The organism is Bacillus sp. ISL-34, from assembly GCF_018613325.1.
Lineage (GTDB): Bacteria > Bacillota > Bacilli > Bacillales > DSM-1321 > Peribacillus.
This window is the reverse complement of sequence record NZ_JAGGQJ010000010.1, coordinates 86684-106006: the sequence shown is the minus strand read 5'-3', so window position 1 is coordinate 106006 and position 19323 is coordinate 86684. Positions and strand designations below refer to the sequence as shown.

At 34.9% G+C, this 19323-nt stretch carries 24 protein-coding genes and 1 pseudogene; 3 read left to right on the top strand and 22 right to left on the bottom strand.

Features of this window, described 5'->3' with window-relative positions; genetic code table 11:
- From J7E52_RS27600 to J7E52_RS09905, 6 genes are all read right to left on the bottom strand, one after another.
- On the bottom strand, nt 1–120 hold a 120-nt coding region (locus J7E52_RS27600), incomplete at its 3' end, for a transposase (protein ID WP_214745450.1).
- Between the two features lie 234 nt (nt 121–354).
- Nucleotides 355–1005: a class I SAM-dependent methyltransferase gene (locus J7E52_RS09925; RefSeq protein ID WP_214745423.1), complete on the bottom strand. Its 651-nt coding sequence runs from the start codon at nt 1003–1005 to the stop codon at nt 355–357.
- A 288-nt stretch (nt 1006–1293) separates the two neighbouring features.
- Nucleotides 1294–1461, bottom strand: coding sequence for a hypothetical protein (locus tag J7E52_RS09920; RefSeq protein ID WP_156319620.1), 168 nt, complete (start codon nt 1459–1461; stop codon nt 1294–1296).
- Between the two features lie 84 nt (nt 1462–1545).
- Entirely contained in the window at nt 1546–1713 is a 168-nt protein-coding gene (locus J7E52_RS09915) for a hypothetical protein (RefSeq protein ID WP_156319619.1), read from the bottom strand.
- Nucleotides 1714–1867: 154 nt separating this feature from the next.
- Nucleotides 1868–2374, bottom strand: coding sequence for a DUF4367 domain-containing protein (locus J7E52_RS09910; RefSeq protein ID WP_286197628.1), 507 nt, complete (start codon nt 2372–2374; stop codon nt 1868–1870).
- 158 nt (nt 2375–2532) lie between these two features.
- Nucleotides 2533–2781: a hypothetical protein gene (locus J7E52_RS09905; protein WP_187050130.1), complete on the bottom strand. Its 249-nt coding sequence runs from the start codon at nt 2779–2781 to the stop codon at nt 2533–2535.
- A gap of 215 nt (nt 2782–2996) precedes the next feature.
- Here J7E52_RS09905 and J7E52_RS09900 point away from each other — a divergent pair, with 215 nt between their 5' ends.
- Nucleotides 2997–3170 carry a hypothetical protein gene (locus J7E52_RS09900; protein ID WP_214745420.1) on the top strand — a complete coding sequence of 58 codons (174 nt, stop codon included), beginning with the start codon at nt 2997–2999 and terminating at the stop codon, nt 3168–3170.
- A 195-nt stretch (nt 3171–3365) separates the two neighbouring features.
- Here J7E52_RS09900 and J7E52_RS09895 read toward each other — a convergent pair whose 3' ends face one another.
- Nucleotides 3366–4241 (bottom strand): zf-HC2 domain-containing protein, encoded by an 876-nt coding sequence (locus tag J7E52_RS09895; RefSeq protein WP_214745418.1) that lies wholly within the window; start codon nt 4239–4241, stop codon nt 3366–3368.
- Nucleotides 4231–4719: an RNA polymerase sigma factor gene (locus tag J7E52_RS09890; protein WP_214745416.1), complete on the bottom strand. Its 489-nt coding sequence runs from the start codon at nt 4717–4719 to the stop codon at nt 4231–4233. The genes J7E52_RS09895 and J7E52_RS09890 overlap by 11 nt, the downstream gene beginning before the upstream one ends.
- Before the next feature lie 421 nt (nt 4720–5140).
- Here J7E52_RS09890 and J7E52_RS09885 point away from each other — a divergent pair, with 421 nt between their 5' ends.
- Nucleotides 5141–6376: an IS110 family RNA-guided transposase gene (locus tag J7E52_RS09885; protein WP_214745414.1), complete on the top strand. Its 1236-nt coding sequence runs from the start codon at nt 5141–5143 to the stop codon at nt 6374–6376.
- A gap of 195 nt (nt 6377–6571) precedes the next feature.
- Here J7E52_RS09885 and J7E52_RS09880 read toward each other — a convergent pair whose 3' ends face one another.
- The 9 genes and pseudogenes from J7E52_RS09880 to J7E52_RS09840 form a co-directional block, all read right to left on the bottom strand.
- Nucleotides 6572–6802, bottom strand: a complete 231-nt coding sequence (locus tag J7E52_RS09880) for a DUF3953 domain-containing protein (protein ID WP_214745411.1) — start codon at nt 6800–6802, stop codon at nt 6572–6574.
- A gap of 202 nt (nt 6803–7004) precedes the next feature.
- Complete coding sequence (locus J7E52_RS09875) at nt 7005–7274, bottom strand: YesK family protein (protein WP_214745409.1); 270 nt, start codon at nt 7272–7274, stop codon at nt 7005–7007.
- Nucleotides 7275–7453: 179 nt separating this feature from the next.
- The gene (locus tag J7E52_RS09870; RefSeq protein WP_214745407.1) at nt 7454–7675 is read right to left on the bottom strand and encodes a hypothetical protein; all 222 of its coding nucleotides are present in this window, start codon (nt 7673–7675) and stop codon (nt 7454–7456) included.
- A gap of 422 nt (nt 7676–8097) precedes the next feature.
- The gene (locus J7E52_RS09865) at nt 8098–8604 is read right to left on the bottom strand and encodes a hypothetical protein (protein ID WP_214745405.1); all 507 of its coding nucleotides are present in this window, start codon (nt 8602–8604) and stop codon (nt 8098–8100) included.
- Nucleotides 8601–8786, bottom strand: a complete 186-nt coding sequence (locus tag J7E52_RS09860; protein WP_034306238.1) for a hypothetical protein — start codon at nt 8784–8786, stop codon at nt 8601–8603. The genes J7E52_RS09865 and J7E52_RS09860 overlap by 4 nt, the downstream gene beginning before the upstream one ends.
- Before the next feature lie 228 nt (nt 8787–9014).
- A pseudogene (locus tag J7E52_RS09855) lies at nt 9015–9555 on the bottom strand (recombinase family protein).
- 939 nt (nt 9556–10494) lie between these two features.
- Entirely contained in the window at nt 10495–10764 is a 270-nt protein-coding gene (locus J7E52_RS09850) for a hypothetical protein (protein WP_214745403.1), read from the bottom strand.
- 143 nt (nt 10765–10907) lie between these two features.
- On the bottom strand, nt 10908–12320 hold the full coding sequence (locus J7E52_RS09845) for a DHA2 family efflux MFS transporter permease subunit (protein ID WP_214745402.1): 1413 nt from the start codon (nt 12318–12320) through the stop codon (nt 10908–10910).
- A gap of 882 nt (nt 12321–13202) precedes the next feature.
- Complete coding sequence (locus J7E52_RS09840; protein ID WP_214745400.1) at nt 13203–13967, bottom strand: hypothetical protein; 765 nt, start codon at nt 13965–13967, stop codon at nt 13203–13205.
- A 996-nt stretch (nt 13968–14963) separates the two neighbouring features.
- Between J7E52_RS09840 and J7E52_RS09835 the strand changes: the two genes are divergently transcribed.
- On the top strand, nt 14964–15650 hold the full coding sequence (locus J7E52_RS09835; RefSeq protein WP_214745399.1) for an ArsR/SmtB family transcription factor: 687 nt from the start codon (nt 14964–14966) through the stop codon (nt 15648–15650).
- An 86-nt stretch (nt 15651–15736) separates the two neighbouring features.
- Here J7E52_RS09835 and J7E52_RS09830 read toward each other — a convergent pair whose 3' ends face one another.
- The 5 genes from J7E52_RS09830 to J7E52_RS09810 all read right to left on the bottom strand — a co-directional run bounded on the left by J7E52_RS09830 (nt 15737) and on the right by J7E52_RS09810 (nt 19149).
- A complete protein-coding gene (locus J7E52_RS09830) occupies nt 15737–16621 on the bottom strand; it encodes a DMT family transporter (protein ID WP_214745397.1) in 885 nt (294 codons plus the stop codon).
- A 264-nt stretch (nt 16622–16885) separates the two neighbouring features.
- Nucleotides 16886–17272 carry an SMU1112c/YaeR family gloxylase I-like metalloprotein gene (gene gloA2 / locus J7E52_RS09825; protein ID WP_214745395.1) on the bottom strand — a complete coding sequence of 129 codons (387 nt, stop codon included), beginning with the start codon at nt 17270–17272 and terminating at the stop codon, nt 16886–16888.
- 275 nt (nt 17273–17547) lie between these two features.
- On the bottom strand, nt 17548–17991 hold the full coding sequence (locus J7E52_RS09820; protein ID WP_214745393.1) for a DMT family transporter: 444 nt from the start codon (nt 17989–17991) through the stop codon (nt 17548–17550).
- Nucleotides 17992–18009: 18 nt separating this feature from the next.
- Complete coding sequence (locus J7E52_RS09815; protein WP_214745392.1) at nt 18010–18708, bottom strand: Crp/Fnr family transcriptional regulator; 699 nt, start codon at nt 18706–18708, stop codon at nt 18010–18012.
- Between the two features lie 15 nt (nt 18709–18723).
- Nucleotides 18724–19149 carry a DMT family transporter gene (locus J7E52_RS09810; protein ID WP_214745389.1) on the bottom strand — a complete coding sequence of 142 codons (426 nt, stop codon included), beginning with the start codon at nt 19147–19149 and terminating at the stop codon, nt 18724–18726.
- Nucleotides 19150–19323 lie beyond the last annotated feature (174 nt).

Below are 19323 nucleotides of genomic sequence, written 5' to 3'. Positions count from 1 at the left end.
AACTTCTGATACGCCATATTCGCCGCTTAATTCTTTGACCGAATTACCCGAGTGATAAAGATCTACAATAGTCTTCTTGAATTCATTATTATATTTTTTACCTGTATTTTTACGTTCCAAGACGGACACATCCTCTCAAAAATCATTGTAAGGACTTAACTAAAATGTGTCCATGAAACTATACTAACTCCAATACAAATATAGTCAATAATCAAGGTTCGAATAAGTTAGCTTCTTAAACTATCCTGCCCCGTTAGTTAATTAAGGATATTTTTTTATATTCAAAACGCCATCAAATGATGGCCTTTTTCAGGAGCTAACATAGTTATTAGTGTTATAAGAATGATAACTTTTTTAAGACTTTTGTGACATTATTTCTAATGTGCTATGGAAATGAGGTTGACCGTGCGAAATGTCCATAGCATAAGACTGAGATAAGCTTATCGTTTTATAATCAGTAAAAAAGCCTTCTAATTCACTTCTTGTAAAATAATGAAGAAACATATTTGAACTTTCATTATAAAATGTATGCTCTGCTAACTGCTTATACTTCTCTGGAGCTTTCTTTCTACCTGGTTCTTTATCATCAAAGGCGTTAATATATACCAACCCATTTTTAATCAGCCCATTTTTCACCTTTTCGATAATAATTTTAATATCCTTATCAGGAAAAAAATTAAGTACATTAGAAAGTATAATTAACGAATATTTATTTGGTTCAATCTCAAAAGAAGTAATATCTTGAACTTTAGCGTTAATATTCAAATTGTGCTCTTTCGAAAGTTCCAAACATCGTTTTACTGCTGTTTCCGAAATATCGATACCCTCAACAGCATATCCCTGTTTAGCAAAAAAAAGGGCATTTCTTCCTTCTCCAATACCAATGTCTAAAACCTCTCCGTTTTCAGGAAGCATTTCAACATATTGAGATAAGGTACTATTAGGATTGAATCCCCATAAACTATGAACATTTTTATATTCTTTCTCCCATATATTTTGTTTCATTTTTGTCACCCCCGATTGTTAAAGTATTGTTTTCTACAAATTTTTCAAATATCCTTCCAACTAATAATTCAGGGCTATTTCAAAATACACTATCCAGATGTTTAGTTATGAGTGTTTTTTTACTTTCAAAAGGCCCCCAATTGGCGGCCTTCTTGTGGAACTAACGCACCCGTTAGTTTAAGTACAAACCTTCACAATCTTGCTATCCTGGCCCGTTTGTGCCATAAGAAAAAGGCTGCCTCAGCAACCTTCCTTATTAAAGTAAAGCACCTGTTAGAAGCTAAATTATTATTTTTGATTTTTTAATTTCCAAACCTCTTCTTCGAGATTACCTATTCTTTGTTGAAGTGCTTTCTTCGGTTCTGAAATCCTTCGAGCTAATATAACGAAGAAACCTATAATAGCAATAATTCCTCCAGCAAAAGCAATAATAAATAACAATGCAACATCAAACATATAAACAACTCCTAAATTATCTAGGGATTTCAGGTTGAAATAAATTGTCCTCGGTATGTCACCAGAATCAGCAAAAATAAACAGTTAAAAGACTTTAAAAAGAACGGAGTTTGCCCAGTATGCCACTAGAATAATAATAATTGTAGTAATAATAACAAGCATTTTTTTACTGTGATTCCCAACTTCTTTCTTTTCCCCTATTTCCTCTCTGTATTTCATTTGTACCTTTTTCTTTTTATCATCTAATTTCATTGCAAGTAGACCCCTTAATGAAAATAATTTAAGTTTATTTTACCATAAAAAACCATATTAGTTCTTCAATTAACCTGCCCCTTTAGCTCCATAAGAAAAAGCTGCCTTAAAGACAGCTCTGATCTTCAGCTAACGCACCCGTTAGTTCTTTTAACTATTTCATTGATCTTGCAACTTCCAACATTTTATTCCTTGATACCCGTGAGCTCTCCATTTCTACATAAGTTCCTTCTTGAATCCAACGAAGTAAACCACCAGTAACAATTTCCCCCTTTTTATCTAACTCACCACTATTACCCCATTCTACAAAAAAGCCCTTATGACCGTTTATATCTACCTGCTCTGCATTTATGTTCATTTCTTTATTAGAAGATCCCTTACTTTGCTCAATACCAATTAGCAAATATTTATCGTCGCTATCCATATAGTGCAATCTAAAATTAGTTATTTTGTCTTTCTCATCCCAGGGGTATGTTTTTATTTCTAACGTCCAATCATTAGGAATATTTTGAGGAACAACTACATTAAAATCAACTTTCCTCTTGATTTCAGAAAGAGTTATACTTTCGTGATTATATTTGATTTCTTTAGCTTGAACTATTAGTGGAATGTTTTGAATTAGAATAAATACAACTAATAAACGTATAAAAAGTAATTTCAATTTACTACCTCTTCCTGTTTGGTTTTTACATAGGTAGTTTTACCAATTTGATATTTCTTATTAAACTAACCTGCCCCTTTAGTTGCATAAAGAAAAAACTGCCTTAAAGACAGCTCCGATCTTCAGCTACGCACCTGTTAGTTGATTAAGGATGGTCTTTACACCATTAGATTATCGAATAAAATTCCTGAAAAAATTAACACCATCCCAATAATGATATGGACTTTTTTTTCATTCACTTTTGAATTTTCTAAAATAGTAAAGATGATTCCAATTAGGCCAATATATACAACACTTCTTATAAAATAAGATGTATTTACAAGAAAAAGGTTAGGAAACTTTTGATAAAGACCAGATGTAACACCCATAACAAACAAAAAAAGAGGAATTCTTAATTTCCAATACATTTCTTCACCCCATTTAATCAAGGAAATTATTCCATTATTTTATCATTAATCAATTCATAAATGAGTTATTAATGAACTAAACTGCCCCTTTAGTTGCATAAAGGAAAAGCTACCTAAAAGACAGCTCCGATAGTTTGGGATTTCGTCAACCAATATAAGAACCTATCAAACAAATATGCTATAATTCCCCAATAGAAAGATTGGAGAGAGAAACAATGGACTGGGTAGACATTATGGCACTTACTGGTATACTTTTTTATTTGATTCCAATAGCATTTATTGTTTGGTTTTTAATCAGCTTTATCAAAACTCAAAAGGAAAGAAACATTATACTTAGAGACATTTCATTAAGACTAGATAAGTATAAAATAGACAGAAAGGAAGAGTAATATGATACTCTTTCTTTTTCACTTTTATTTCACAGTTTGTGTCTTATACGACACAAAAGACATTCTTACTTAATGAACTATCCTGCCCCGATAGTTCCATAAGAAAAAAAGAGCTGCCAAAGCAACTCTCTTATTGACGTAAAGCACCCGTTAGTTGAAGAACTAGCTCTTAGTAAAATAAGAACTGTAAATATATTATCCCATTACATCTTTAAGACGTTTATTTTGTCTCATTAAGAATATCCAAAATATCAAAAGAACACTAAATAAAGTAAATAATAATATCGGTGCCTGAAAAATACTCCACGTGCTTGGTCCGTAATAGGTTAATTGGTGATGTCTCTCAATAGTCTGTTCATACGAACTTTTATATTCATATTGAATGACCCACCGATTTTTCGCCATCACAACAGTTCCTAAGTCGTAACCACTAGGGGTAATAGGCTCATCCTTCCTAACCATCCCTTTATTTCCAATGATGATGGCAGCTTCATTGTACTCAATAGGATAGATCGTTGTAGGTTTCTGTTTTACAGAAGCATTTTCCTGTAACCAATCTTCTATATCTGCTGCTGGAAAAACAGCTAACAAATTAAGTTTTTTATTATACTTATTAAATATGGTAAGAAGTTGTTTTTCTTCTTTTTCAGTCACTTCTGTTGAGGCTCCAAGAATATGAAATACATCATCCATAATGGCTTCTTTTTCGTGTTCTACTACTTCTAGCTTAGTTACTTCTTCTCTATGTTCACTAAACTTTATAATCGAATGGATTAGAAAAATGAATCCAAACAGCAAGGAGAAAAGTGTTGCTAGAAGTAAATAATTCGTCAGTTTCTTTTGACCGTTGAAGAATCTGGATACTTTTTGGAATGGTCTCTTTACTTCCACTTTATAAACTTCATCTATCTCATCGTTAAAATCAACATCATTTTTCATACTTTCTAATACTTCTCTACATTTTTTACACGATTTCATATGTTCCTCAATAAAATGAATACTATCTTGGCTGCACAAATGATCGATATAAGATGGAAGTAAATCTCTCACTATATTGCATTTATTGTCCATTGTTACCCTTACCCCTTTCCCTTAATTTCATCTTAGCCCTATAAAAAGTAACTCTCGCCCAGTTTTCATTTTTCAGCTGAATTTCTCCTATTTCTTTGAAACTAAGACCACCTAAGATTCTCAAAAGTAAAACCTCTTTATATGGTTCTTCAAGTAAGTGTATTATTCGGTATAGGGCAATTTTGTCTTCCGAATGAATAAATTCAGCTTCAGGAGAAGTATGTAAAGTGTCATCTTGAAACATATGCCTTTGTTGTTTCTTATTACGTTCAAGATGCTTATAATAGGAGTGCTTCGCTATTTGACAAAGCCAAACTGACATCTTACATTCACCATTATATCTATCAATGGATTTTACAGCTTGATAGAAGGTTTCTTGTGTTAGTTCTTCTGATAAATCTGCGTTGTGACAAAGACACATTAGATATTTGAATACTTCTTCAGCATAATTGCAATAAATTTCATCTAGTTCTCCCAAGCCTTTTCCTCCTTTCTCTATATATCCGATTCAAGGTAATTTCGTTACAAAGTATATTATATTTTTTATTAATTTTTTATTGGCAATAGAAAACCGCCAAACAAAATGGCGGCTAAAGTAGTTAAATTCAACATAATAATTAATATAACCTCTATTGAACTAACCTGCCCCGTTCGTATTATAAGGTCAGCCAGAAAATATTTCTGGTTGACCATTTTTTATATGGTTTTATTATAACGGTAGCCGGGGCAAAACGTACCTGCTCGTGGGGATAGACCCCGTCAACTAAACAGTTTGCCCCCTACTTGTAGAAACATGATTAGGCTGGTTGGGACGTAGATCTCGTATAACAAGCGAAGCTGTGACACTGCAAGGGGAAATAGGGGTACCGGTAATCCACTAGAACAGGAGGAGATTTAGAATGAATCCAGTCGTTGGTCTGGATATATCAAAAGGGGAAAGTCAGGTTCAAGCATTTTTGGATAAGGGTAAACCTTATCAAAAGAGTTTTAAAATAACTCATACTGTTGAGGGGCTTAATTTACTTGTAGCGTTTCTTGAGGATGTAAAGGAAGAGTCTGGTCAGAAGCCTTCAGTCGTTTTAGAAGCCACTGGACATTATCAAACTCCAGTCGTTCATTACTTGGAAGAACGAGGATATTTATTGATTATCATTAATCCATTGATTTCATATAAGGCAAGAGGATCAAGCTTAAGAAAGGTAAAAACAGATGCCATTGATGCCTATCTTCTCTGTGAGTTGTTTTATAAAGAAGAATTAGAGCCATATAAAAAGCGTGGAGTCCAGTTATTGAACCTTCGTAATCTCACAAGACAACACGAGAACATAACTGGCGTTATGATTCAAACAAAGCTTCAATTTCAGGCAGTGCTTGAACAAGTGTTTCCTGAATATAAAGGAGTTTTTGGAGATTTATATTCTGTGGTGTCACTCTTAACTCTTTCAGAGTTCCCCTCTTCAGAGGACATTTTGAAGGCAAGTGAAGAAGCAATGACAGCAAGGATATTTGAGTTATGCAAGAGTAGGTCAATTAAATGGGCAAATGAAAAAGCGATACAGCTTAAAGCTGCGGCAGCTCGTAACCCTTTTGAAAAGACAGTCTATCAGAGTCATATTTTAAGCCTTGGTATGTATATAAATATTCTTCTTCAGTACAAAGAGCATCTATCAAAGTTAGAGGCAGAGATAGACGCCCTCGCTAAAGAAATTGAAGAATATAAGATCCTCAAATCTATCCCAGGTATCGGAGAAAAGATCGCGGCAACGATTATTTCTGAAATTGGTGAGATAGATCGATTTAATAATCCTAAAAAACTTGTAGCTTTCTCTGGAGTTGATCCTAGTGTATTCGAATCCGGTAAGTTTACAGCTACCAAAAATAGAATCACTAAAAGAGGTTCTAGCAGACTTCGACATGCCTTATATATGGCGGTTCGTTGTGCTATTCGTGATTGCCGGAAGTCTAAGACAACTGATGAAATTATCCCTCGAAATAAGAAGCTACGCGTTTTTTATGACAAGAAACGCGAAGAAGGAAAGCCATATAAGGTAGCTGTCATAGCCTGTGTAAATAAGCTCTTACACTGGATTTTTGCTCTATTAAAGAACAAAATGACTTTCCAAGATATTGTTTAAAATTTATATTTAACTAAATAGAACAAAACCTTCCAAATAAGAGTCTGAAGGAAGGTTATTTGGTATGCCTATTTTTAGTATATCACGTATGTTTTTATCTTTTTATTGAAAAATGTTGACAAACTATTAGCTGGTTTAGTTGCATAAAGAAAGAGCTGCCTTAAAGACAGCTCTGATCCTCAGCTAACGCACCTGTTAGTTCATTAAGAAATCCTGTATGGAAGCAAAGAAAACAAATAAAGAGATAGCAATATTCATATACCCCCAAACTTTTCTGTCTTTTTGAAGTTCGGCTAATCCTATCACCAATATTAGTGCCCCAAGGAAAAACATATAATACGGCATTAACTCCAAGGTTTGAGTTATTAGACTATAACCCGATAGAACAATAACCACTATTGCTAAGATAATTCTAACTATTTTCAAGAATATATTTCCCCCTAAAAATCAAGCTCGGTACAATTTTTTATTTAATCATACCATTTAACACCTTTTCATTTGTGTGTAAAATGGAAATTCCTTCTAGAACTAACCTGCCCCGTTAGTTCCATAACAAAAAGGTTGCGTCAGCAACCTCCCTTATTGAAGTAAGTAAAGTACCTGTTAGTTCAAGAATTATAAGCTCTTTTTATCGTGCCTTTGATGGCTTTTTTGCCATAATGAACGATAAAATTGCAAAACAAATTAAAAAGACAGAGAGAATCCCATAAGCCGCCCCTTCAAACCCTCTTATGTTTACGGAACCAATGTAAAATAGAATAATAGCAGCTATAACTGTTAGGACTCCTGGTACAATTCGCACAAATAGGGGAAGGTTTATTTTTTTAAACCACCACGTAACTAACAATATAATTACTCCAATCACAATAGCTACAAGAAATGGTACAAAAATCATCATTTGCCTCACCACCTTTTCATTATTGAATTAATGATTATGTCTATTTAACTTTAGCATAACCACTGACAAATTGGGTGATGTTTCCATTTTGTTATTGAATAATCCTGCCCCGATAGTTCCATAAAAAAATGCTGCCTTAAAGACATCTCTGATCTTCAGCTAACGCACCTGTTAGTTTATTAAGATAAAAAAATAGCTATTATACCGAAAATGGAACCAATAATAAGTAAAATAGCTTCTTTTGAGTATTTTCTATCCCATTTATGTACAAATCTCTTTGATATACTCCTATCATCATTGATGGCCTTTTTAAATTCCTTACTAAACCTTGATGTTTGAAAAATTAAATACAAATATATACTAATTCCAATTAAAGCACATATTATTCTTAACCAATTCATAATCGATTCACCCTCAAAATCAAAGTGTTCCTTTTATACATTTAATATTACTTCTCCATAAAGACATCTTACCAAAAACCCTACATTATACCTCAGGAAAGGTATTCCATCTCTTGTTGAACTAACCTGCCCCTTTAGTTGCACAAGTAAAATTCCACAATAGATTCATTCAGTGGTTAACACAATGTTACAATAACACAAATTTAAAATGTAAATTTTGAGTACACTCATAGTAGACAATTAAAAATGCTATTTTAAGTGGATTTTGTTTATAAAATTTAAGTTGTATAATTCCAACCCTTTTTTAAATTTCAGATGTACATTATCTTTTGGACATAAAAACACCCCTTTAGAGGATATTATCCAAAGGGGAAGACGGTGCAACTTTATTATAAACATCGTGACTTTATTTTAAAGCCACATCATTTCCCCTTTAATTCAGCTAAATAGTGCCTTACGGCACTTTCAACTAGTTCATAAACCGTCCTATCATGAATGATTGCTTGTATTTTTAGTTCCTTCATAAGTTCAACATCCATATCGAATGAAGAACGTTTTCTTATAACGTTGGTTCGTTCTATGGTTGATGCTGATGGTTCGTTCGCTTGTTTGACCTGTTCTTTACCACGTTTTATGCCAACGTTAGAACGTTGGTTGGTATCGTTAGTAGGTTCTTTATTTGTATTGGTTGAAACGTTCGCCTTTGCTTTTCCTGCTGTTGCAAAGTCATAAATAAGCTGCTCTTGTACCGTTTCCTCGTCACCTTCACCAACGAAATACCAGCCTTTTACGCCTGAATTTCTATACTCATAACCAGCTTTATTCAATGCTTTTCTTAGTAATTTTTCTGAAAGATGAACATCAGCCCTTTTGGCAATATTCGCTGGTGTATCAGTTTTAATTAACTCCAAGATTTTACCGATTTTCATTTAGTACGCTCACGGGAAAACCAATACTTTGTTTTGATATTTCGATAAGTCCCAATGTCTTTGATCAGCTCAGCAATAAGATCATAACCGCAATATGTGTGCCTCAGTGTGCTAAATTCATCCAATGTGACATAATCATCACTCTTTAATTCAACGTGACACTCTCCACAACAAATCCCCATATCCAACACCTCCAAAAAGTATATTGATATATTCGTCGAAACTTGGTGGCCATCCTTCTTTCGTACAAAAAACAGGTCTATTGACGGTCCTTTAATGTTTGTTAGTTTTTCAAAATTATCTAGACCTAATTTATAAGACTTATCGCAAAGTTGAAACAAACTGTCCAGCACAACAACCCGAATAAAACCCAACTACTTTATTAAGAGATTATCTGGGTTTTTACATTTTTACTGTTTTTCTAAATACCGATAAATTGTTGTTCGAGATACACCCCATTTGTCTGCGACGTCTTTAATCGGTGTACCATTTTCAATTAGTGACTTCATCATTTCTATATCTTTCGATCCAAACTTTTCAGGCCGTCCTCCAAGACGACCACGTGCTCTAGCTGCAGCTCGTCCGGCAGCCGAACGTTCCTCAATTAAATTACGTTCAAATTCCGCAAATGCCGCAAATAGATGAAACATCAATTGGCCTGTGGCATTGCTTTTGTCCATTGTTAAATTTTCTTGTAGACTGTGGAAGCCCACACCACGTTCATTTAAGTTATTCACAATTTGAATTAAATCCTGCATATTGCGTCCTAATCGATCCAATCGCCAAACAACAATCGTATCGCCTTCACGTGCATACTGAAGTGCTTCCTCTAAACCAGGGCGCTGTCTTTTTGCCCCACTCATTTTATCGTGAAAAATTTTGGGTAAGAGCGTCCATCTGTAAATCTAAATTTTGTAATCCCGTCGACACACGTGCATATCCAATTAACACTCAAATCACTCTTTCTTATTTTTCTATTATATTTATTGTAACATAAGATAAAAATAGATAAGTTATTGAACATAGAATAATGAACAGAGTTTTGTTGCAATAAATGCAATAAAAAACGTCCTTTTCTAATCGAACAGTGATGTGTTCAGAAAAGGACGAGTTTTGGAACAAATAATAAAATGTGTTTTTTAACTTTGTTCAGCAATAGGGCTAGTTTGTGGGATTTTTTTCCGGTTTTAAGTAAAAAAATGGGCTACAAATACAGTAGCCCATGGTATATTTCCTAAAAAAGAAAACGGATATTTATGAAAAGGTGTACTTAAGCTAACGGTGGAGTTTAAGTACATGTTTTCACAAAGTAATACAAAAAGGCTAGTAGATGAATATCTAGCATTTTAAGATACCTATTGTTTACACTGATTAGGTATTTAATCCAAAGTGATTTTATCAGATTTTCACCATTTACGGTTATGACTTCTTCATGTGGTCGTATCCAATGATTCTCTAAACGGTCAAATAACGAGTTAACTTTTCACAACGGAACACCCATACTTTGTTTTTTCTTAGGCTAAGATTGTCTCGGCTCCTCTTTGTTGAGAGGACACTTTAAACTCGTTTGATCCAGATTATCTAATTGTAATGCGTCTTTTCTAGGCCACCAATGAAACTCAAAAGGTTCATTTAAATTTTTGGGTATGATAATTAAATAAAATGGCAAATGCTCAAAATTAAAAGGAACGGTGAGAAACTTCATACCTTTATGTGCGTTCAAAGATGCTATTTTTAACCAATTTTTTAGATGATTGAGAGTTAAGTGGATAATAACACGGTTGAGTATCCATTTTATTGCAGCAAGATTATCAATTTGACAGTGCGTTCGTATTCTAAAAAGGAGATTATTTAAATAGTTATGGTCCTGCTTTGTAGCAAAATGGCACTCTAGTGAATTGAAAAAGGGAATCTCCTTCCTTCTCCATAAGACCAGCCACTTCCTAAAGGGTATTCAGAATCGTGATCATATCCTGATAAACAAGGTCTTAGATCGTCGATATACTGAATACCAGTAAACTCATATTCATGAACCATAAATCTTCCAATAATTTGCGCTTTTTTTGCCTGTATGAAAGCCGAGCGTTGATAAAGTAATTCATTTTGACCAACAAGAATTATGGTGAGTTGAATACCAACTCGGTCTAATTCATTATACACATCAATCAACCAACCATTCCAAATTCACCAGAATACCACTTCTTAACACCAATAACATCCTTAAGCCCATTGATACTTGCAATCGTTTCTACTCTGGCGGCGAAAAATAGGATATTTAATTTTAAAAACTCGGATTCAAATATTTAATTCTTCTTTCCGAACTCTTTTGCTGCTGATTTTTGATCCTTTATTTTAAAAGAAATGAGGAAGCTAATTAACGCAAGTACAGCGATGACAATAAATGAGATTTGCGCACCATACATATCAGGATGTACGATCTCGGGACGCTGCTGAGCATTTTCGGTAGCTGTTGTCATCACAGTAACAAGTATTGCTGTACCTACAGATGCGGCAATCATTTTCATCGTATTATCCATTGCTGCACCATGGGCGATTAAACGTTTAGGCAGCTGGTTTAAGGCGGCCGTTGAAACAGGCATCATAACCATGGCTAATCCGAACATCCGAATACTGTACATGACCATTATAAATGTAAAACTTGTCGAAGGACCAACATTCATAAAAGTAAAGGAGGAAGCGGTTATGAGGAGTAATCCGCCAATAACCAGCCACCTGGCCCCAATCCGGTCAAAAATACGTCCAATGAACGGTGACATTATTCCGGTTATAAGTGCTCCAGGAAGTATGGCTAATCCAGCTTCAAACGCAGTAAATCCTCGCATGTTTTGCATAAATAGCGGGATGAGCGTTTCGGCACCTATCAGACCCATAAAGGTAATGGCTCCAATAATGATAGCAATCGGGAATAATGAATACGTGAACACACGGAACTCCAGCATTGGATGCTTCAATCGCAATTGCCTGTTGATGAACCAAACAAGTGAAATTGTCCCAATGGCTAGGGATATGATGGTACTCTCGTCTGTCCAGCCATAATTACCAGCAGCTGTAAAACCATACAATAATCCACCAAAACCTACGGAAGATAAAACAATCGAAAGCACATCCACTTTTGGCCGTGTAACTTCTGTTACATTTTTTAAAGCGAAGAACGCAACTATGATATCAATAATAGCAATTGGAAGAATGATAAAGAATAACACCCTCCATGAGTAGGTCTCCGTAACCCAGCCCGACAAAGCGGGCCCAATAGCCGGCGCGAAGGAAATGACCAGCCCGACCAATCCCATTGCTGCACCCCGTTTATGAACAGGGAAAATCATTAGGAAGACTGTTTGCATTAACGGGAGCATGATTCCGGCTCCGCTCGACTGAATCATCCTTCCTAGCAGCAGCATTCCAAAATTAGGAGCTAGCCCCGCAACCAATGTACCAATAGCAAAAATCCCCATCGCGGAAAGAAAGAGCTGTCTGGTGGTAAAGCGCTCCAGTAAAAACGCGCTAACAGGGATCATGATCCCATTAACAAGCATAAAAACGGTAGTTAGCCACTGTGCACTATTTGCCGTAACATTCATCTCCTCCATTACTGGAGGAATGGCGGTAATCATTAATGTTTGATTCAAGATCGCAATAAATGTACCCGCAAGCAAAAGAGCAACAATTGTTGTCTGTTTACGATTTGTTGAACTCAATTATGGTCCCCCTTTACGATTTGGATATGGTCCCCCTTTACGATTTGGAAAAAAACATACTTTTGTAGATTACACGAATTTACATCAGATTTCCAGTAATTTGCTGTTAAAAATAAAAGCAATAAAGTCGGCATCAAATCATTACTTCCCCTATAACTAAAAGGGGTTTTCGTTTGAAGAACAGGTTGCAATTGATGCGTATTAGCCTAGTCAAAGGGGTGCTGTTGAGCCAAACACGGAAGCACCTTCAAAAGTCACTCCCCTATAAGAGGGGATCAAATAGCCGCAGCAGAAATAAAAACATTCTTATAAAGTGATCGACTTTTTATTGTATAAAAACTTAACTGGCTTATAACTACTATCACCATTGCAATTATGTTTTCGAATTTTGACTTTAAACCATTTATGGGTCTATTAAGAGAGCGCCATTAATAGAGTCCAAAATTCAGCAAAAACCCCTCTGAAACTGACGACTTTCTGCTATAGCTATTTATAAAAAACGATGAATATGGCGGAAAAACATACTGTAGATAATGGCCCTTTTACTGAACAAAATTAAAAAATTACCATTAGTTTTTAGTTCATAAAGGGATTAGATTAAAGATATGAAAAATCGTCCAGATATATTTCCAAACATACATCTAATGCATGTTGTTTACCTAACATCTTCTTTTTATATAGAAAAAGTTCAAAATAGGGAGAACTAGTCACCTGGATGATTTGGTTTCCCCAAAACCTATACTAGTGAATATAATTGAGAAATCCCCCCCCCTTGTGGATGGCGATAACCCTAGAAATTTCCGGTTAATTTAACTCTTCTATTTACTTCTTTAAAAAGCTCAATATTTTCTTTATCCCTCCTGCAAATAAAAAGCACCCAATTTAATGGATGCTTAGATTTCCTTTCTTTCGTAATCTTATTTCAAATTTATCACTGAAAAATTCATTTGCATTAAAAATAGTACTAATGTCTGAAATATCACCTATGTTCACAATTAAGGCTTCATCAACTTCTTGATCTGTGAGAACTATGCGATATTCATATTGATTTTCAAAGTATTTATCTTTCCAAAAATAAATATCAGTCTCTTGATTTTTATAAGAGCTCATCCTAGCTGAGGAATTGATGTTATAATCATCATATTTTACCAAGCCCCCTCTGTAAGCAAAACCTTTTTCATTGAGTGTTCTAGTAATTCTGTCAATAAATTGCGATGGGGTAACAAAAATTAAGCTATCTCCGAACTCCCTGATCATTTTATCGATTTGTTCATTAGGTAAATCAAATTTGGTATAGTAATATTTTTCATCCTCCTTAACCACTTTTAACATATCGCCAACAATTGCAAACATACAATATAAGGGTCTTTTTTTATTTATATTTTTTCTGAAATTCATTTTTTTAGTTCGCCCCGACATTATTAATTCATTGGTATCTTGAGTAAAGAAATTCATGGTTAATTCCGTAAAAACATGAGCTGCTTTAAATTTGTCTCCTACACCTTTTTCTCCTGAAGCACTTTCTATATCAATATACTTTTTGAAATTATTCATATATAAATCTCCAGACAAAAAACTTTCCACAAAAGGTGTGAACTTTATAAATCCAAAAACTTGACCTTTAAATCCAACGTCTGATATTTTCATACGCTACATTCCCTCCTATTTGACTACTAAATTCGACAAAAGGGACTATTCACCGATATTTATTCCAAGACTATTAAGGAACGTTTACTGTTAGTGAACATGTAAGAATGTATGCCTAGTTTACAAAGAATATACTTCATTAAAAACCGCTTATCCAAAGGATAGACAGTCTTTCTTCTTTATAGTCTTCTTTTTAACCTCTCCTGATTTCATAATCTCTCCCCAATAAAAAAAGCACCCAATTTAACGGATGTCCCCAATTTATCTAATTCATTTTATCAATAAAATCCTTATATAAACGACTCAAAATGTAATGTTCATTATACCCGGGTTTTTATTTCATTATTATTTCTAGTTGGGCTAAAAACATTTCTCCTGCTTCCAAATTAAAATCACGGTTAACCGTTTAAAAAAGTTATGTTAAAAAACGTTCACAAGTGAGGATTCACTAGCATCTAAATAATTTATAGATGAATTTTTTGAATTTAATCCCACTTAATTAGTATACTTTCCCTGGCTGTTAATGCCGCCTCTGAAGTAGGATCTTCCTTTTACATCAATTAAAAAACCTTCGAATATAGATCGCCAAAAACCTTCCAGTATTCTGGAAACAATTGACCTTTATCATTACCCGTCAAGCCTTTCGGTGAAGTGAAATTTAATGGGAGTGCCAACGGATTTTAAGTCTTCTCGCTAGGTCAAATCTTTTAAAATCTATGATTACTCCCTTCACTGCGATTTGGAACATTTTATCGGCCGTTATCATTCTGCATATATGCCGCGAAAAAATACGAAATAAACACTATCCGCTTTTATTGTAGGGTCCAATATCCTTTTTCAAATTTAATTAAAGCAGAAATCGTGAATTACCGAATATCACTAGGACAGCGGTACTGTATAATGGAAGTATAAGTTTACCTCTTTTTAATTAATTGGCGTTTAGCTTATTCAAACTAAAACTTAACTAATCTATCGGCAGAAAGGTTGGTAACTATTTTGAGTATAAATCCAAATATGGTGGAGATAGCCTCCCTCCTTGGGGAAACGTCACGTGCAACAATACTTGCAAGTCTGCTGGATGGGCGTTTTCATACGGCAGGTGAATTAGCATTGATGGCTGCAATAACACCTCAAACCGCCAGCTTTCACCTTTCTAAATTAGTGGAAGGAAACCTTGTTATAGTTGAAAAACACGGACGACATCGCTATTATCAGCTAGCAAATGGAGAAATTGCGCGCATTTTAGAATCGTTTCTTGCCATTTCCCCACCTCCTGAAGTTCGGTCGTTAAAACAATCAAGTCAAGTCAAAATGCTTCAGGAAGCCAGAACTTGCTATGATCATTTGGCAGGAAAACTAGGCGTCCAATTAACTGAATCGATGTTGAAAGCCGGATATTTGAAAAAAGAAGAGAGAGAGTTTACAGTTACACCCAAAGGAGATCATTTTTTTTCAGAATTCGGCATCGATTTACTTGATTTAAGAAGAAAACGCCGTTCATTTTCCCACTCATGTTTAGACTGGAGTGAACGTCACCATCATCTTGGCGGAGCTTTAGGAAATGGGCTTCTTACACATTTTTTTGATTTAGGCTGGATAGTCCGTGTTCAATCTATTCGCGCAGTAAAAGTCACACCTAAAGGGAAAGAAGGATTTAAAGAAGTTTTTTGTATAGAGGTATAATTAATAATCCCTCATGGTAAGACTCTTTTCTTTTTCACCATGAGGGGCTTTCTGTCTTTAACGGCTTAAAACAATCCATGCGATTACTATAAAGCTCTTTTAACGAATTTATTTTCCTTTTGGAAATTGCTATTTACAAGATAGATGCCAATGATGATAAACAGTCCGCCAATTAAGAGTGAAGTGTATATCTGTTCACCTAATAGTGCCCACCCTGATAATACACCGAAGAAAGGTGCCAAAAATAAAAAGGCACTTGTTTTTCCGGGATCACTCTTTTGTAAAAGGTAATACCAAACAGCAAATTGCACGATTGATGACATGATACTTAACCATAATAAAATAAACAACGAATTACCATTAAGTATGAAAAATGGTTTTTCTAGAATAAAGCTGCCAAGTAAAAGCAGTAAACCGCCAAAAAGCATCTGATAGGCAGATAATACCCATGTATCGGAAATCGCACCCCATTTTTTCGCCAATAAAGTGGAAATCGCCCAGAAAACAGCAGAAAGAATGCCGAAAAGAATACCAACCTTAAATTCAAGTTGCGCTCCCATCGTTATAATTACACCAACTAATCCTAATAAAACTCCAATCCATTGATATAGTTTATAGCGTGTTTGTGAAAAGATCGTACCGAATACAACAACAAGCAACGGGTTCGTGAATGTAAGAATGGAGGATTCACTTGCTGTAATCGTGCGTAAACTCAGGAAAATGCACCCCATTACTCCGGCAGTTTGAAAAGTGCCGATAATGAGCATTCTAATCCAATCCCCACTAGAGTTTGGATGCGGTCTTTTTAAAAAGATTACGATCATCGCCATTATGAATCCTGCAAGTGTGAAGCGTAATGCTGCTAATAATAATGGGGATGAATAAGGTAGACCAATTTTTACTACTGCAAAAGAAGAACCCATCAAAAATGTCGTTAAAAGTATCAACACTGTAAATTTGTAAACATTCATTTTTTATCTCCTGACATATTTAAATGACCGATCTACAGATATTATAGCCGGTGATTATTTCAGCTCTCATCGAAATATGGAATACAAGTGGATCAAACTTAATGGTATCGACATATCATAGGGAATCTTCATAGTTTAATTGATATAAGTAACCTCTTTAATCATCGTATTCATCTTTGAAATCAACTTTAAAAATAGAGGTAACCTCAAGTTTTACCTCTCCTCTAAAACTTCATGCTTTAAAGCCCTCTAAGCTTGTAATTCCTATTTTTCATATATTTCAAGAGGCAAATCATCCGGATCACAAAAAAAAGTAAACCTTTTTCCTGTTAACTCATCAACACGGATTGGTTCGACTGGAATGTTTTCTTTTTCTAAATCTTCAATCGCTTGATTAATATCTTCCACTTCAAAAGCAAGATGTCTAAGCCCCCTAGCTTCAGGATAACTAGGACGATGCGGGGGATCAGGAAATGAGAACAATTCCAGCTGATATTCTCCTCCGACGATTAAGTCCAATTTATACGATTTCCTTTCTGACCGATATGTTTCCTTCTCGATATCGCACCCTAAAATATTCACATAGAAGTTTTTTGATTTTTCATAATCGGAACAAATTATTGCTACATGATGTATTTTATTAATCTTCATTTGCTTCCTCCCTAAAAGATGTTGGTTAGTTTTAAAATCTAATTTTACCAAAGTTATACATTAATAAAAACTTAGATTTCAGTGCTTCCTTCGGACTCCACTGCACGAAACTGCTGCATCCATTTTCCCTTTCATCTGAATATAAAATGCTTTATTTTTTAAATAAATGCTAATTAACCTAAAGACCGGAATCCAGTCTTTTAATGTTAAGCTTATTGATTAGAACTTCCACAAAATTGGATATCTCTATTTTTTTATTTCACCTATATATATATTTAGTTGGAAAAGGCTCTTTTCATCTTAAACATGATGATTCCAGATATCATGATTATGATCCCGATCAATTTATTTATCGTAAATGGTGTTTTTTCAAATCCGAACCACCCAAAGGTGTCAATCAGAACTGCCATGGTTAGTTGTGCGACAAGGACGATTGATATGGCATAGGCTGGTCCTAGGAGGCGGATTGCCTGCATGATGCAATAGACGAGCAGGACTCCCAAGAAACCACTTAATAGATACAGCTTATTTATATGCCCAATCGCTAACAGGTTCTTATCATCCATAATAATGAAGATCGATAGTGATGAAATAAAACCAAGCCCGAGAACAATTGTTGTGGTCGCCCAAGCTCCCACTTTCTCACTAACTCTAGTGTTAAGGACCGTTTGCAGACTGATGAAGACACCAGCCACCACGGCAAACAGAATTCCTTTCATAATTTACAGCCCCCTGAATCATTCATAAATATTTCCCTCTGCCCTTTCCCGAAGCCGAGATAAATCTTTAATATTAATAACTCCTTTTTTTCTTTGAATGATACCTTCTCCACAGAGTTTATGAATGACTCGATTTAAATGCCGATAACTTGTTCCTATGAGATCTGCTATTTCCATCAGATTCAATTTGTCCATTTCTTTGTGAAACATGGAGCCGCTTCCTTCTGATGAAAGAGACAACAGGTAGCTTGCAAGACGTACCTCGACTGGATAGAGCCTGTTCAAACTTGCAGCATGGGATTCTGTGAAAAATTTTTGTGTAACAATCTCCAATAAAAAATGCAGAAACTCGAATCGGTTCGTTTCCATCGTTCGTAAGTCATTAAAATGAATACCGATAACAATTCCTTCACTGACTGCCTCAACTGTATTGAGTGCTTGCATCCCTTTTATATACTCCACATCTCCAATAAGGGCCAATGGCGTTTTAAACCGAACAATTAACGATTTTCCTTCAGGTGAAGTTGTAAAAATCTTTAACTTTCCCTTTACTAGAAAATACATATAATGAATATCCTCACCCTTTGAACATAAAATTTCTCCATTATGGAATTGGTAGAGGGAGATTTTCCCCTTCAATTCCTTGGAAAAAATCATATTCAGCTCAAATTTTTCGAGATATTCATCGAGACCTGAACTATTTTTTAATTTTTTCAATGTTCTATCACCTTTTTACAATTTAAATATGACTACACCCGTTAACATCATAGCCATTCCGATAACTTGTTGAAACGACACCTTCGTCTTAAACATTCCGAAAAGTCCCCTTGAATCTATTATGAAGGCACATATGAGCTGTGCAATTAAAATGGTTGCTATTGCAAAAGACATGCCTAGCAGATTGATCGCCGTCATTTCCCCAAACACAATCACGATGCCTAGCACTCCTCCAAGCAGATATAAAATGGGAACCTCCCGAAACCCCTCCGCTCTTCCATCACGGACAAATATATAAATGATGATGGAAAAAATAAATCCGACTAGATGGACAATCGCGGTAGTATGCCACGCACTTAGCTCCTCACTCATTCTTGAATTAAACACACCTTGCAACGATATAAACACGCCTGCAATAATGGAAAATATGATCCCTTTCACTCTGATTCCTCCTCCATGGATTTCTTCTATTATTAAATACGGAAAAGGAGTATAGAGAAAGGACATATGTCCCATTTTTCATTTTTAATTTTACGAAAAATTGATTTCAACTTAAAATTCATGAAATAAAACCGCTGATATCGTTTGAAATTTTATTAGTATTTACGGGAATTT

Bases quoted from the DNA above. Each gene is read 5' to 3' on its own strand.
- J7E52_RS09830 (WP_214745397.1), bottom strand. From the start codon at position 16,621: ATGAATGTTTACAAATTTACAGTGTTGATACTTTTAACGACATTTTTG.
- J7E52_RS09875 (WP_214745409.1), bottom strand. From the start codon at position 7,274: ATGATGATTTTTGTACCATTTCTTGTAGCTATTGTGATTGGAGTAATT.
- J7E52_RS09865 (WP_214745405.1), bottom strand. From the start codon at position 8,604: ATGAAAATCGGTAAAATCTTGGAGTTAATTAAAACTGATACACCAGCG.
- J7E52_RS09905 (WP_187050130.1), bottom strand. From the start codon at position 2,781: ATGTATTGGAAATTAAGAATTCCTCTTTTTTTGTTTGTTATGGGTGTT.
- J7E52_RS09870 (WP_214745407.1), bottom strand. From the start codon at position 7,675: ATGAATTGGTTAAGAATAATATGTGCTTTAATTGGAATTAGTATATAT.
- J7E52_RS09820 (WP_214745393.1), bottom strand. From the start codon at position 17,991: ATGAAAGGAATTCTGTTTGCCGTGGTGGCTGGTGTCTTCATCAGTCTG.
- J7E52_RS09925 (WP_214745423.1), bottom strand. From the start codon at position 1,005: ATGAAACAAAATATATGGGAGAAAGAATATAAAAATGTTCATAGTTTA.
- J7E52_RS09860 (WP_034306238.1), bottom strand. From the start codon at position 8,786: ATGGGGATTTGTTGTGGAGAGTGTCACGTTGAATTAAAGAGTGATGAT.
- J7E52_RS09915 (WP_156319619.1), bottom strand. From the start codon at position 1,713: ATGAAATTAGATGATAAAAAGAAAAAGGTACAAATGAAATACAGAGAG.
- J7E52_RS09920 (WP_156319620.1), bottom strand. From the start codon at position 1,461: ATGTTTGATGTTGCATTGTTATTTATTATTGCTTTTGCTGGAGGAATT.
- J7E52_RS09900 (WP_214745420.1), top strand. From the start codon at position 2,997: ATGGACTGGGTAGACATTATGGCACTTACTGGTATACTTTTTTATTTG.
- J7E52_RS09895 (WP_214745418.1), bottom strand. From the start codon at position 4,241: ATGGACAATAAATGCAATATAGTGAGAGATTTACTTCCATCTTATATC.
- J7E52_RS09840 (WP_214745400.1), bottom strand. From the start codon at position 13,967: ATGAAAATATCAGACGTTGGATTTAAAGGTCAAGTTTTTGGATTTATA.
- gloA2 (WP_214745395.1), bottom strand. From the start codon at position 17,272: ATGAAGATTAATAAAATACATCATGTAGCAATAATTTGTTCCGATTAT.
- J7E52_RS09885 (WP_214745414.1), top strand. From the start codon at position 5,141: ATGAATCCAGTCGTTGGTCTGGATATATCAAAAGGGGAAAGTCAGGTT.